12 protein-coding genes are annotated in these 12,820 nt (G+C 66.6%); 3 read left to right on the plus strand and 9 right to left on the minus strand.

Annotated elements, in window-relative coordinates:
* Window positions 1–283 precede the first annotated feature (283 nt).
* Window positions 284–1,597 carry a homogentisate 1,2-dioxygenase gene (gene hmgA, locus ABQ039_RS02185; protein WP_046345446.1) on the plus strand — a complete coding sequence of 438 codons (1,314 nt, stop codon included), beginning with the start codon at window positions 284–286 and terminating at the stop codon, window positions 1,595–1,597.
* 84 nt (window positions 1,598–1,681) lie between these two features.
* Here the strand turns inward: hmgA and ABQ039_RS02190 are convergent, their stop codons facing one another.
* Window positions 1,682–2,230 (minus strand): hypothetical protein, encoded by a 549-nt coding sequence (locus tag ABQ039_RS02190; RefSeq protein ID WP_184609981.1) that lies wholly within the window; start codon window positions 2,228–2,230, stop codon window positions 1,682–1,684.
* 165 nt (window positions 2,231–2,395) lie between these two features.
* Here ABQ039_RS02190 and ABQ039_RS02195 point away from each other — a divergent pair, with 165 nt between their 5' ends.
* On the plus strand, window positions 2,396–3,013 hold the full coding sequence (locus ABQ039_RS02195) for a lectin (RefSeq protein ID WP_184610447.1): 618 nt from the start codon (window positions 2,396–2,398) through the stop codon (window positions 3,011–3,013).
* A 144-nt stretch (window positions 3,014–3,157) separates the two neighbouring features.
* Here the strand turns inward: ABQ039_RS02195 and ABQ039_RS02200 are convergent, their stop codons facing one another.
* From ABQ039_RS02200 to ABQ039_RS02225, 6 genes are read right to left on the minus strand one after another with little or no spacing between them, the layout of a single operon-like run.
* Entirely contained in the window at window positions 3,158–3,583 is a 426-nt protein-coding gene (locus tag ABQ039_RS02200) for a Na+/H+ antiporter subunit G (RefSeq protein WP_047127936.1), read from the minus strand.
* The gene (locus ABQ039_RS02205; RefSeq protein ID WP_046345450.1) at window positions 3,580–3,864 is read right to left on the minus strand and encodes a K+/H+ antiporter subunit F; all 285 of its coding nucleotides are present in this window, start codon (window positions 3,862–3,864) and stop codon (window positions 3,580–3,582) included. Before ABQ039_RS02205 ends, ABQ039_RS02200 begins: the two co-directional genes overlap by 4 nt.
* The gene (locus ABQ039_RS02210) at window positions 3,861–4,367 is read right to left on the minus strand and encodes a Na+/H+ antiporter subunit E (protein WP_047127937.1); all 507 of its coding nucleotides are present in this window, start codon (window positions 4,365–4,367) and stop codon (window positions 3,861–3,863) included. The genes ABQ039_RS02205 and ABQ039_RS02210 overlap by 4 nt, the downstream gene beginning before the upstream one ends.
* Window positions 4,364–5,908, minus strand: coding sequence for a monovalent cation/H+ antiporter subunit D (locus ABQ039_RS02215; RefSeq protein WP_102583227.1), 1,545 nt, complete (start codon window positions 5,906–5,908; stop codon window positions 4,364–4,366). The genes ABQ039_RS02210 and ABQ039_RS02215 overlap by 4 nt, the downstream gene beginning before the upstream one ends.
* Window positions 5,905–6,279, minus strand: coding sequence for a Na+/H+ antiporter subunit C (locus ABQ039_RS02220; protein ID WP_016901335.1), 375 nt, complete (start codon window positions 6,277–6,279; stop codon window positions 5,905–5,907). The genes ABQ039_RS02215 and ABQ039_RS02220 overlap by 4 nt, the downstream gene beginning before the upstream one ends.
* A complete protein-coding gene (locus ABQ039_RS02225; protein ID WP_184609983.1) occupies window positions 6,279–9,107 on the minus strand; it encodes a monovalent cation/H+ antiporter subunit A in 2,829 nt (942 codons plus the stop codon). Before ABQ039_RS02225 ends, ABQ039_RS02220 begins: the two co-directional genes overlap by 1 nt.
* Before the next feature lie 166 nt (window positions 9,108–9,273).
* Between ABQ039_RS02225 and ABQ039_RS02230 the strand changes: the two genes are divergently transcribed.
* A complete protein-coding gene (locus ABQ039_RS02230) occupies window positions 9,274–10,176 on the plus strand; it encodes an NAD-dependent epimerase/dehydratase family protein (protein WP_184609986.1) in 903 nt (300 codons plus the stop codon).
* A gap of 170 nt (window positions 10,177–10,346) precedes the next feature.
* On the opposite strand, the gene ABQ039_RS02235 is transcribed toward ABQ039_RS02230, so the two are convergent.
* The gene (locus tag ABQ039_RS02235) at window positions 10,347–10,832 is read right to left on the minus strand and encodes a DUF962 domain-containing protein (RefSeq protein ID WP_104577302.1); all 486 of its coding nucleotides are present in this window, start codon (window positions 10,830–10,832) and stop codon (window positions 10,347–10,349) included.
* A 99-nt stretch (window positions 10,833–10,931) separates the two neighbouring features.
* Window positions 10,932–12,527: a M4 family metallopeptidase gene (locus ABQ039_RS02240; protein WP_184609988.1), complete on the minus strand. Its 1,596-nt coding sequence runs from the start codon at window positions 12,525–12,527 to the stop codon at window positions 10,932–10,934.
* Window positions 12,528–12,820 lie beyond the last annotated feature (293 nt).

Genomic DNA, 12,820 nt, shown 5'->3' on the forward strand with positions numbered 1-12,820 from the left:
CAAAGTGTTGCGATGTCCAGCCTGGCTGCCCGTCACGTCGGATGTAGTTCCGGTACGGATCCAACGAAGCGGGCGGCAAGTGGTCGCAATCAAGCGCGCTCAGGCAAGGTATTTTTCCGACGACACAAAGCAACGAAGACGCACGTCGTTAAAGCCCCTCTCCCCGCGAGGAGAGGGGCTTAATCCGCCAGGTTAGCTCTTCTACGGTAGGAAAGCGGCCTGATTCAATTCAATCCCAACCTTCTGCATCCGGGAAGGGAGGGCCAAGATCCGGACGCATGCCATGCATAACAACCAGCACTACATGACCGGTTTCGGCAACGCGTTTGCGACCGAGGCGGTGGCCGGTACCTTGCCGGTGGGGCAGAACTCGCCGCAGCGTGTGGCGCACGGGTTGTATGCCGAACAGTTGTCCGGCACCGCGTTCACCGCGCCACGCAGCGAGAACCGGCGCAGCTGGCTGTACCGCATCCGCCCGGCGGCCGTGCATGGCAGTTTTTCCCTGGTCGAACAGTCGCAGCTCCACAACGATTTCGGGCGCGGCCCGGTGCCGCCGGATCAACTGCGCTGGAGCCCATTGCCGCTGCCGTCCACGCCAACCGATTTCGTCGACGGTCTGTACACCATGGCCGGCAACGGCGGGCCGGAGGCGATGTCGGGTGTCGCCGTGCATCTGTATGCGGCCAACGCATCGATGCACGATCGCTTCTTCTACGATGCCGATGGCGAGCTGTTGCTGGTGCCGCAACTGGGCCGCCTGCGCATCCATAGCGAGCTCGGTGTGCTGGAGCTGGAGCCGCAGCAGATCGGGGTGATACCGCGCGGTGTGCGTTTCCGCGTCGAGCTGCCCGATGGCGAGGCGCGCGGCTATGTCTGCGAAAACTTCGGCGCAGTGCTGCGGCTGCCCGACCTGGGGCCGATCGGCTCCAACGGGCTGGCCAATGCGCGCGACTTCGAAACGCCGCATGCGGCTTACGAACAGCGCGAAGGTGCGTTCGAGCTGGTGGCCAAATTCCAGGGCCATCTGTGGCGTGCGGACATCGGCCACTCACCGCTGGACGTGGTGGCCTGGCATGGCAACTACGCGCCGTATCGCTACGATCTGCGCCGCTTCAACACCATCGGCTCGATCAGCTTCGATCATCCGGATCCGAGCATCTTCACCGTGCTGACCTCGCCCAGCGACACGCATGGCACGGCGAACATGGATTTTGCGATCTTCCCGCCGCGCTGGCTGGTGGCGCAGCACACCTTCCGCCCGCCGTGGTTCCATCGCAACGTGGCCAGCGAGTTCATGGGGCTGGTGCACGGGGTCTACGACGCCAAGGCCGACGGCTTCGCACCGGGTGGTGCCTCGCTGCACAACTGCATGAGCGGGCATGGCCCGGATGCGGCGACCTTCGACAAGGCCTCGCATGCGGACCTGACGCGCCCGGATGTGATCGCCGACACCATGGCCTTTATGTTCGAAACGCGTGCGGTGCTGCGTCCCACCCAGCAGGCCTTGCAGGCCGCGCACCGGCAGGGCGACTACCAGCAGTGCTGGTCCGGATTGCGCGCGGCGTTTCAGGCGCCCGGTTCAGAGGATGCGCAGTAACTCAGGCAGTTGGGCGAATGTGCTGATCAGGCACTACGGCAGCCAGGGGTCGCAGGTGCCGGATCGAGGGTTCCAGTTGTCCGCTCAAGCCGCCTGCAGCGCATCCGGCAACAGCTCGCCAATCCGGGCACGTACGCGCTCGGCGTAGCTTGCCGAGGTGATCTGCGGCAACGCGCGCAGCGCGTCGGCAATAGCGGCGCCGATGGCGTCCTCGGCGCGTGCGGCCTGCAGCTGCCGATGCAGCGCCGCGGCGGCCGGGTCACGTTGCAGCTGCAGGATGTCGAGCAGGTACAGCCGTGCATTGGTGGCCGCGCGACGGCGCTGGCGCTGCAGGTCTTCTTCGCTCGGTGGTGCCGCTGGCGGCGTCACGTGGGTACCGAGCACGCCCGCCGGCGAGGAATCAGACGCCTGGGCAGTGCGTGTCGCACTCCCTGCCTGCGTGCCGAACTCCAGATAGCCCATCGCGCAGAGCGCATGCACCAGCGCGGCGCCGTCGCCGCCCAGCAGCACGGCCAGCGTTGCCAGATCGCGCTGGCCGTCGGCCAGGATCAGCGCCCGTCGCTGCAGCAAGGTGAGTGGACTGCGGTGCGATTGCAGCGCGGTGAGGGCGAGCTCGGTCTTGCGTGGGGTCATGGCGGCGGTCCTGCGAGGCACCCAGCTTGCCCGCCGCCAATGAAGCGCCGATGACATCGGTACGAGGCAATGCCAGCGCGTTCTGCACATCGTCGCGATGTGGGCTGTGTACGCTGTAGCGGACCCGTAAGGAATGCATGCATGACCACCAGATTGCTCGGTTTGATGGGCGCATTGCTGTTGCTGACCGGCTGCAACCGTGCCGAGGACGCCACCACGGCCGCGCCCGACGCGGCACCCGCACCGGTGGCAGCCGCCAACGACCAGCCAGCCGGGGAGGTTCCGCCGGCCACTGCGCCGGCCGGCACGTTTCCGCCGCAACTGCGCCAGCAGCCGGCTGCGCTCGCGCGCCTGGATGGGTACGGCGATCTGCGCCTGGGCATGGACGCAGCGCAGGCGCGCGCTGCCTGGGGCGGCGACCTGCGCGGCGAACCGGCGACCGACGGCGGCTGCTATCTGCTACGGCCGCAGTGGGCCGAGGATGCACGCCGCTTCGGTTTCATGTTCGAAGGCGATCGCCTTGTGCGTTATCAGACCAACGAACCCAAGGAGCTCGCCCCGGGCGGCGGCAAGGTCGGCATGACGCTGGCGCAGCTGCGCGCGCTGTATCCGGCAGGTCTGACCGAACAGCCGCACAAATACGTCCCCGGCGCGTTCACCCTGCGCCTAGCCGATGCGGCCACCCGGTCCGCATTGGTGTTCGAGACCGATGCCGACGGCAAGGTCAGCAGCTGGCGGGTCGGGCAGCCGCCGCAAGTGGATTATGTGGAAGGCTGCGGCTGATCCGTCACGGCCGCCGCTGCGCCGCATCGGCGGCGCAAGCGGCTTCCGGCAGCGCAGCGTGCGCGCGCATAGTCGATTGGTAGCAGGCGCGTAGAACAATGTGTCGAGACCATCCGGGCAGGGATCTCGAAGCAGCTGCAAAACTCAGCGCGGATCCTTGTCCGGCTCGGCGTGCTGTTTGGCGGTTTCCGCGTTTTCGCCCACATCGCCTTGCGTCTGCGGTGTGGGCAGGCCTTCCTTCTTCATCTCGCCATGGTTGGGTACTTCCGGGCGGTTTTCCATCATCAGCGACAGCGCGGCCTTGGCCATCAGATGGGCGCTGATCGGTGCGGTGATGAACAGGAACACGGTGATCAGCAACTCGCGTGGTTGCGGGTCCACACCCAGGAACAGGTGATAGCCGACCGATGCCAGCAGCACGCAGCCCACCCCCAGGGTGCTGGCCTTGGTCGGCGCATGCAGGCGCTTGAAAAAATCCGACAGCTTCACCAGGCCGAGCGCGCCGATCAGGATGAAGAAGGTGCCGACCAGCAACAGCGCGCTGAGCAGATATTCGGTCAGCGCAATCATTCGACGATGTCCCGACGCAACACGAACTTGCTCAGCACCACGGTGCTGCCGAAGCCCAGCATCGCGATCACCAGCGCGGCCTCGAAGTAGATCGGCGAGTCCAGGTACATGCCCAGCAGCATCAGCTCGGCGATGGCGGTGATGGACAGGGTGTCTAGCGCCAGAATGCGATCGGGCACGCTCGGGCCGCGCAGCAGGCGCCACAGCGCCATCAGCATGGCCAGGCCCACCGTGTGCATGCAGATGACGATGGTCGATTCGATGAACATGTGGCCGGTCACGGAAAGATCTCCATCAGGGGCTTCTCGTAGCGGGTCTTGATCTCGGCGATCAAGGCGTCCGGGTCGTCCAGGTGCAGCACGTGTACCAGCAGATACTTGCGGTCGTCCGAGAGCGCCGCCGACACCGTGCCGGGAGTGAGCGTGATCATGCTGGTCAGCGCGGCGATGCCGTGGATGTTGGCGATATCCAGCGGTACCCAGATGAAACCGGGGTGGATGCGCGACTCCGGGCCGAGCACCTGGCCGGCGACCTTGATGTTGGAGCGAACGATGTCGCCGGCGGCCACCAGCAACATGCGCGGCACCGAACGCAGCGAACCGATGCGGGCGAACTCGCGGTCCAGGCGCGCCGCAAAGATCGGCACCACCCAGCCGAGCAACAAGCCCAGCACCCATTGCTGCGGCCCGAAGCTGTCGCTGAGCAACAGCCAGAAAATGAAGACCGTCACGCTCAGCGACGGCGAGGGCAGCAGCCGGCTGCGCAGCGGCAGGCGCGTGCTCATGGCTGCCTCCGTTGCGGCGTGGTGGCGCGGACCTGCTCGACGTAGGCGCCGGGATCGCGCAGTTGCACGCCAGCCGCGTCGGTGTAGCGCATCAACGGGCCGGCACCGGCCGTCATCGCCACCAGCCCGCTCAGCAATAGCAGCGTGGCGGCGGTTTCCACCGGGCGCATGCGTGCACGCCGTTGCGGCTGCAGCTCGGGAACATCCTGCACCGCTTCGGGCACGCGCCAGAACAGGCGCACGCCGGCACGCGTCAGGCCGATCACCACCAGCAGGCTGCTGCCCAGGATGGCGAACCACACTGGCCCGACCAGGCCCTCGGGCACGTGCTGCAGCAACGCGGCCTTGGCCAGGAAGCCGGACAACGGCGGCAGCCCGGCGACCGCGACCGCGGCGACCATGAACATCGCGCCGGGGATCCCGCGCCGCGGCAGTGGCGCGACCACTTCCTTGCGGTCGCTGGCGCTGCCGCGGCGACGCCGGATCAGGTCCGACACCATGAACAACGCCGCAGCCACGAAGCTGCTATGCGGCAGGTAGTACAGGCCCGCACCCAACGCGCCGGCATCGTCCAGCGAGAAGGCGATGAACAACGTCGCCGCCGAGAACACCACCAGATACGACACCATCACCCGCAGCCGCGATGCGGCCATCACCCCGAACGCGGCCATCAGCAGCGTGGCGATGCCCAGCCACAGCAATGCGTGGCGGCCGAAGCCCTGCAGCGCGCCGGCACCGGCGCCGAACCACAGCGCCGACACCCGCAGCGTCGCGTACAGCCCGACCTTGGTCATGATCGCAAACAACGCCGCCACCGCCGCCGGCGCGCGCGAATAGGTCTCCGGCAACCACAGGTACAGCGGCAGCAACGCGGCCTTGCTGCAGAACACCAGCAGCAACAGGCCCAGGCTGGCCTTGGCCAGCGGCAGGTCCTGCGCCGGCAACGCGGCGATGCGTTGCGACAGCTCGGCCATGTTCAAGGTGCCGAACACGCCGAACAGCAGGCCCAGCGCGATCAGGAACAGGGTCGACGCGCACACGTTGAACACCACGTAATGCAGGCCCACACGCATCTGCAGCCCGCGCCCGCCGCTGAGCAGCAGGCCGTAGGAGGCGATCAGCATCACTTCGAAGAACACGAACAGGTTGAAGATGTCGCCGGTCAGGAACGCGCCGTTCAAGCCCATCAACTGGAACTGGAACAGTGCATGGAAATGTGGCGCGCGCCGGTCCCAGCCGGCGCAGGCATGCAGCAGGCAGGCCGCGCCCAGGATCAGGGTGGTCAACAGCATCCACGCCGACAGGCGGTCGCCCATCAGCACGATGCCGATGCGCGCCGGCCAGTCGCCGAGCAGGTACACCAGCACCTGGCCTTCGGCGGCGCGCGCGAACAAGGCGATGACCGCTGCGGCCAGCAAGGCCATGCTCGCCCATGCCACCGTGCGCTGCACGCGCGGCCCATAGCGGCGGTGTTCGACGAACAGCGACGCCGACGCGCCCAGCATCGGGATCAGGATCGGCAGGATCAGCAGATGGCTCATCGCCGGGCCTCGCGCGTGTCCACGCCGGTGGTGGCGTCTTCATGCGCGTCCACATGATCGCTGCCGTTGTCGCTGCGGCTGCGGATCGCCAGCACCAGGCTCACTGCGGTCATCGCGAAGGCGATCACGATCGCGGTCAGCACCAGTGCCTGCGGCAACGGGTCGGTGTAGTGCATCAGGTCGGCGGGTACGCCCTCGCGCAGCACCGGCGCCTGGCCGCTGCGCAGCCGCCCACCGGCGAAGATCAGCAGGTTGGTCGCGTACGACAGGAAGGTCATCCCCAGGATCACGTCGAAGCTGCGTGCGCGCAGCAACAGGTAGATCGCCAATGCGGTGAGGACGCCGATCGCGCTTGCCACTGCCAGTTCCATCAATGCTGCTCCGCGGTGCGTGTCGAACGTTGGGTGGGGTCGATCTCGCCGCGCTGCGAGCTGCGCGTGCGCGAGGGTTTGATCGTGCCCATCATCGACAGCATCAACATCGCCGCACCGAACACCACCAGATACACGCCGACATCGAAGCCCAGCGCGCTGGCCAGTTCCAGGTCGCCCAGCAGCGGCAACGGAATCTCCAGATGCCCGCTGCTCAGGAACGGCATGCCGAACACCAGCGCACCGGCGCCGCTGACCAGCGCGCATAGCAGGCCGATGCCGATCAGGCGGATGTAGTCGAAGCCGAAGCGCGATTCCACCGACGCGGCACCCTGGATCACGTACTGCATCAGCAACGGCACCGCCAGCACCAGCCCGGCGATGAAGCCGCCACCGGGCGCGTTATGGCCGCGCAGGAACAGGAACAAGGACACCGTCAGCGTCAGCGGGAACATGATCTGCGCCAGATCGGCCGGCACCGGCAACTTGATCGGCGGGCCGGGCATGCTGCGCTCCGGCGCCATCCGCGAGCGCCGCAGCAGCGCGTGCACTACCAGCCCGGCGATCGCGAACACGGTGATCTCGCCGAAGGTATCGAAGCCGCGGAAATCCACCAGGATCACGTTGACCACGTTGCGCCCGTAGGCTTCCGGCAGCGCACGCTGCAGCAGCTCGCCGGCGACCGTGTGGCTGGGCTGGGTCATCAAGGTATAGGCCAATGCGGCAAGCCCGGCACCACCGACGACGGCAATGCCGGCATCGCGCAGCTTGCGCAGGCGCGCGGGCTCGGGCAGCGAGCGCTCGGGCAGGTAATTCATCGCCAGCAGCATCAGCACCAGCGTGACCATCTCCACCAGCAACTGGGTCAACGCAAGATCCGGTGCCGACAGGAACACGAAGGTCATGCTGACCGCCAGGCCGGTGCCACCCAGCACCAGCACTGCGAGCAGGCGCTGCTTGTACAGGAACAGGCTGCCCAGGGCGCAGGCGATCATCAGCAGCCAGATCGTCCAGCCCAGCAGCGGCAGCGGGGTGGGCGCGGGCCAGGCCGGCAATGCGCCGCCCTGCAGAAACGGCACCAGCGCCACCACGACAGCGCTCAGCACCAGCAGCATCAGCATGCGTTGCAGGTTGCCGTTGGTGACTGCATCGGTCATACGCACGGTGCCGGCGAACAGCGCGCGCAGGTTCCAGTTGAACAGCGCCTTGCCGGGCGAGCGGTTCTGGATCGCGTGCATGTCCAGCGTGCGGCGCAGCGCCATGTACAACAGGGTGCCGCCCACCATGCCGGCGATGCTCATCGCCAGCGGCCAGTTCCAGCCATGCCACAGCGCCAGGCTGTAGTCGGGCAGGCGCGCGCCCAGGATGGCGCTGGCACCGGCGCGCAGCACCGGCGCGATGGTCCAGGCCGGCACGATGCCCACGGCCACGCAGATCAGCACCAGCACATCCACCGGAATCCGCATCCAGCGCGGCGGCTCGTGCGGGGTGGTGTCCAGGTCGCGCGGGCCCTGGCCGAAGAAGGTGTCATGCACGAAGCGCAGGCTATAGGCCACGCCGAGCAGGCCGGCCAGCAGCGCGGCGATGCTGGCCAATACCCGCATCGTCTGCGGCGCATCGGTTTCCAGCGCCACGGCAAAGAACATTTCCTTGGACAAAAAGCCGTTGAGCAGCGGAACGCCGGCCATCGCCAGCGAGGCGGTGATCGCCAGTACGCTGGTGACCGGCATCAGGCGGCGCAGGTTGCCCAGCTTGCGCATGTCGCGCGTGCCGGTCTCGTGGTCGATGATGCCGGCGGCCATGAACAACGAGGCCTTGAACACCGCATGGTTGAGGATGTGGAACACGCCGGCCACCACCGCCATCGGCGTGGACAGGCCGAACAGCATGGTGATCAGGCCCAGATGCGAGATGGTCGAGTACGCCAGCACGCCCTTGAGATCGTGCTGGAAGATCGCGTGCCATGCGCCGAGCAACAGCGTGATCGCACCGATGCTGGTGACCGTGTAGAAGAACAGGTCGGTGCCGGCCAGGGCAGGATGCAGGCGCGCCAGCAGGAACACGCCGGCCTTCACCATCGTGGCCGAATGCAGGTACGCCGACACCGGCGTCGGCGCCGCCATCGCGTGCGGCAACCAGAAGTGGAACGGGAACTGCGCGCTCTTGGTGAAGATGCCCAGCAGCACCAGCCCCAGTGCATACGGATACAACGGACTGGCGCGAATCAGATCGCCGGCCGCCAGCACTGCATCCAGCTGGAAACTGCCGACGATGCGGCCGATCATCAGGATGCCGCCGAGCAGGGCCAGGCCGCCACCGGCCGTCAGCACGAAGGCCATGCGCGCGCCTTCGCGCGCATCCTTGCGGTGCGACCAGAAGCCGATCAACAGGAACGAACTGATGCTGGTGAGTTCCCAGAACACCATCAGCAACAGCAGATTGCCCGACAGCACCATGCCGAGCATCGCGCCCATGAACAGCATGAGATAGGCGAAGAAACGCGATGCGCTATCGCGTGCACTCAGGTAGTAATGCGCATACATCACCACCAGCGCACCGATGCCCAGCACCAGTAACGCGAACATCCACGCCAGGCCATCGAGCCGCAACGAGAACATCAGGCCGATCTGCGGCAACCATGCGTACTGGCTGCCGATCACCTCGCCGCGCAACACGGCCGGTGTGAGCGTCGCCAGGATGACCAGCCCGCCCAACGGCGCGGCTGCAGCCAACCACGCAGTGATCGAACGGGAGGTGCGCCAGAGCAGCGCAGTGGCGGCCGCCATCACAAATGGCAGCGCAAGCAGGATTTCCAGCGAGAAAGGCATGCAGGGAACACAAGATTCGCGAGCAGGCCAGAGAGCTTAACAAATCGTTGACTGACGCCAGCGTCAACGCCGTGGCTGCGCGCCTGCGCAAATCGCGGCCGGATCGGCGTCGCGCCGCTGCCTGTCACTCGCTATGCTGGGATCACCCAGACTGCATCCGAGCCCTGTGACTGCTGCCGATCCCGCTCCGTCCACTGCCGTTTCTGCGCCGCGCGCCCTGGTGTTCGGCGGCAGCGGTCAGATCGGCGAACGCCTGCTGACGCGGCTGCTCGGCCGCGGTTGGCAGGTGACGGCCTGGTCGCGCCAGCCACGTGCCGCGCGCGCCGGGCTGATCTGGCGGCAGGGCGATCTGGCCATGCCGGCTGCCGCGGGCGAGGCATTCGAGGTGATCTTCAGCTGCGGTCCGCTGGACCATTTCGCGCGTTGGTATGTCGAAAATCCGGTGCGTGCTCCGCGCATCGTGGCGTTCGGTTCCACCAGCCTGGAGGTCAAGGAACACTCGATCGACGCGGCCGAGCGCGATGTCGCACAGCGCCTGGCAAATGCGGAACAGGCGCTGTTTTCCGCAGCCCAGGCGCGTGGCGCCGGGGCGACGGTGCTGCGCCCGACCCTGGTCTACGGTGCCGGGCGCGACCGCACGCTCACCCAGATCGCCGGGCTGGCGCAGCGCACCGGCGCCTTCGTGCTGCCGGCCAACGCGACCGGGCTGCGCCAGCCGGTGCATGTGGACGATCTGGCCAGCGCCGCGCTGGCGGTGGTCACCCAGCCGGCGACACAGCAGCGCAGCTATGCCGTCGGCGGCGGCGAAGTGCTGGCCTATACGCAGATGGTGGAGCGCGTGCTGGCAGCGCTGCCACGACCGGCGCGGCTGTATCAGGTACCGCCCGGACTGTTTGGCCTTGCCCTGACCGCTGCGCAGCGGCTGGGGCGCCTGCGTGGCATCAATGCGGCCGCATTGCAGCGCATGCGCGATGACCTTGTGTTTGACCTGGAACCGGCGCGTCGCGACTTCGGTTATGCGCCGCGCGCCTTTCGTCCCCTGCCCGAAGAACTCGGCATCGGCGAGTGAGGCTCGTCTGGGCGTATGTGCTTCGAAGACCTGCATGGCGCGCGGTCCGCTAGCTCTGCTGTGCAGGGCGATGCAGTATGACCGTTAGCCGCCGCAGCGCTCAGGCGTAATCCGCTGCTTTCAGATCATGACCACGCCGGCGACCGGCCACGTTATGGCTGTCGTCGCGCTCAGTACCGCCAACCCAACTGACGATAGAGCTTGGCCAACACCCAGATCGGCCCGATCAGCAGATAGGTCAGGTCGGTCAGGAAGCTCGGCTTGCGGCCCTCGATCCGGTGGCCGACGAACTGCGCGACCCAGGCCAGCACGAACACCGTCAGCGCCGTGGCGAACAGCCCGGCGAGCCCGAGTCTGCCTTCGAGCAACCGGCACAGGCAGCCGAAGAAAAAGAAGATCCCCAGCATGCCCAGCCCGAGCGGACGCGATAGGCGGTTGTAGTACGACCAGGCCGCGAACATCGACAACGCCGCCCACACGCCGCTGCTGAACCAGGTGCCGCCAACTGGGATGCACCACAGCAGGGCCACTACCGACCACAGGATCGCCGGCACCGCCAGCACGTGGATCTGCTGATTGGTGGTGTTGCGGTGATCGTCGGCGTAGCTGGCGAAATAGCGGTCGATCGGTCGCGCGGTCTTGGTGCGTTCGGTCATGTTCCCTCCCAGGAATGACCCAAGCATACGCGCGCGGATGGCGCTGTGGCAGCCGTGCTCCCTGCCACGCACAGTGCGCGTGGCAGGGGCCGGTGTGCATCAGTTGACCGACACGGCGCTCCACGCTGCGGCAACCGCGCGGTACTGCGTGGAGCTGCTGCCATACAGATCGGTGGCCGCGCTCAACGTGGCCCTGCGTGCGGCCGCGTAGTTGGTCGAGGAGGTCATGTAGACCGTCAACGCGCGGTACCAGATGCGGCTGGCCGCCGCCCGGCCGATCGCCGTCAATGCCGTATTGCCGTTGCAGACCAGCCCGGCCGGCGTCACGTTCCAGCTGGTGCCCGACCCGAAGCCGCTCGGCACCACCGCGCCTTCGGCCAGCAGATAGTAGAAATGGTTGGCCACGCCCGAGCTGTAATGCACATTGAGCGAGCCCAGGCTGCTGCTGTAGCAATCGGGCGAATCGCCATCCAGGCTGGGCTTGAACATGTAGCGCAAGGCCAGCGTCCCGCTGCTGTTGCCCGGGATGATCTTCTCGCCGATCAGGTAGTTGCCCGGCTGCGCGCTGTTGTTGGCGGAGTACTCCACCATCGCGCCCATGATGTCGGACGTGGCTTCGTTCAGGCCGCCCGACTCGCCCGAATACACCAGGCGCGCGGTGCGGCTGGTCACGCCATGGGTCATCTCGTGGCCGGCCACATCCACCGACACCAGCGGCGTGAACGTGCTGCCGTCGCCATCGCCGAATGTCATGCAGAAGCAGCTGTCCTGCCAGAACGCGTTGCTGTAGCGGCTACCGTAATGCACGCGGCTGCGCGCACCGATACCATCGTTGGCGATGCCGCTGCGCGCATGGGTGGTGCGGAAATAGTCCCAGGTCAACGCCACGCCGTAATGCGCATCCACTGCCGCGGTCACCGTATCGCTGTTGGCGCCGCTGCCCCAGGCGTTGTCGGCATCGGTGACCAGCGTGCCGTTGCCAGAGGTGCTGTTGCGCATGTTGTAGGTGGCGCCGCTGCCGCGGCTCAGATCGGTCAGCTCGTAACCGCTGCTGCAACGCGTCGTTGCCAACGCCACGCTGCCTGCATACAGCGAACGCCCGGTGCCGGCCGCACTGGTGCCACCCGCGCATGCGGTGTGCACCGTGTCCCAGGATTCGAGAATGCGTTGATTGATTGCGTCGACGATGTAATGCATTTCGGTCGGCGTCTGATCGGGCTTGATGCCGCTGTAGATCACTTCATAGACCAGCCGTGGTGCGCCCTGGCGCGCATACAAGGCCAGACTTGCGCGCGGCGCGGCATCGGGTGCCAGATCGAACTGCGCACCGGCCGCACGCACTGCCGTGTCGGCATCGATGCCGGGCACGATGCTCGGGCGCACGCTGGTGTCCATGCTCTGGCTCAGCTGACGCATCACTCCGCGCCGCGAATGCACCACCACATCGCCGCCGATCACCGGCAGGCCCTGATACGTACGATCGAAGCGCACATGCTCGCTGCCGTCGGCATCGACAATGCTGTCGCGCGCGACAAACGCATCGGCCGTTGCACGATTGGCCAGCGCCGCAGCGTGATTGCCCAACAAGGATTGCGCGCGCGACACCGCGGCATCCGCGGAAAGATCCGCAGCAGTGGCGACAGCAGACAACGATAGCGCGCAGCAGATCGCCGCGCCCAGGACATGAAATTGCATGACGACTCTCTCCCCGAAAACGTGCAATGCAAAGATCGGCGGCGATACGCATCACGGCCGATCGCGACTGGCAACAGGTGCCGGCAGATAAACTTGCACAGTCCATGACAGCACAGTAGTAAAAGTTACAGCTGTGTTGCGTTCTGTGCGCCGCGCCACTTTGCGGTGTGGAGGGCATCGCAGAGCAGCAGGAGTGTCACTACGTGTGCGACATCGCCAGCGCGGCAGGCATGCCGTCTTGTCGCAATCTGGAGGGTGCACCAACCTCCAGCGACGCTCGATCCGCTGGCAAC

It is taken from the genome of Xanthomonas sp. WHRI 6108, assembly GCF_040202385.2.
GTDB classification, from domain to species: Bacteria; Pseudomonadota; Gammaproteobacteria; order Xanthomonadales; family Xanthomonadaceae; genus Xanthomonas; species Xanthomonas arboricola.

Bases quoted from the DNA above. Each gene is read 5' to 3' on its own strand.
- ABQ039_RS02195 (WP_184610447.1), top strand. From the start codon at position 2,396: ATGGGCGCATTGCTGTTGCTGACCGGCTGCAACCGTGCCGAGGACGCC.
- ABQ039_RS02215 (WP_102583227.1), bottom strand. From the start codon at position 5,908: ATGAGCCATCTGCTGATCCTGCCGATCCTGATCCCGATGCTGGGCGCG.
- hmgA (WP_046345446.1), top strand. From the start codon at position 284: ATGCATAACAACCAGCACTACATGACCGGTTTCGGCAACGCGTTTGCG.
- ABQ039_RS02190 (WP_184609981.1), bottom strand. From the start codon at position 2,230: ATGACCCCACGCAAGACCGAGCTCGCCCTCACCGCGCTGCAATCGCAC.
- ABQ039_RS02240 (WP_184609988.1), bottom strand. From the start codon at position 12,527: ATGCAATTTCATGTCCTGGGCGCGGCGATCTGCTGCGCGCTATCGTTG.
- ABQ039_RS02225 (WP_184609983.1), bottom strand. From the start codon at position 9,107: ATGCCTTTCTCGCTGGAAATCCTGCTTGCGCTGCCATTTGTGATGGCG.
- ABQ039_RS02220 (WP_016901335.1), bottom strand. From the start codon at position 6,279: ATGGAACTGGCAGTGGCAAGCGCGATCGGCGTCCTCACCGCATTGGCG.
- ABQ039_RS02210 (WP_047127937.1), bottom strand. From the start codon at position 4,367: ATGAGCACGCGCCTGCCGCTGCGCAGCCGGCTGCTGCCCTCGCCGTCG.
- ABQ039_RS02235 (WP_104577302.1), bottom strand. From the start codon at position 10,832: ATGACCGAACGCACCAAGACCGCGCGACCGATCGACCGCTATTTCGCC.
- ABQ039_RS02200 (WP_047127936.1), bottom strand. From the start codon at position 3,583: ATGATTGCGCTGACCGAATATCTGCTCAGCGCGCTGTTGCTGGTCGGC.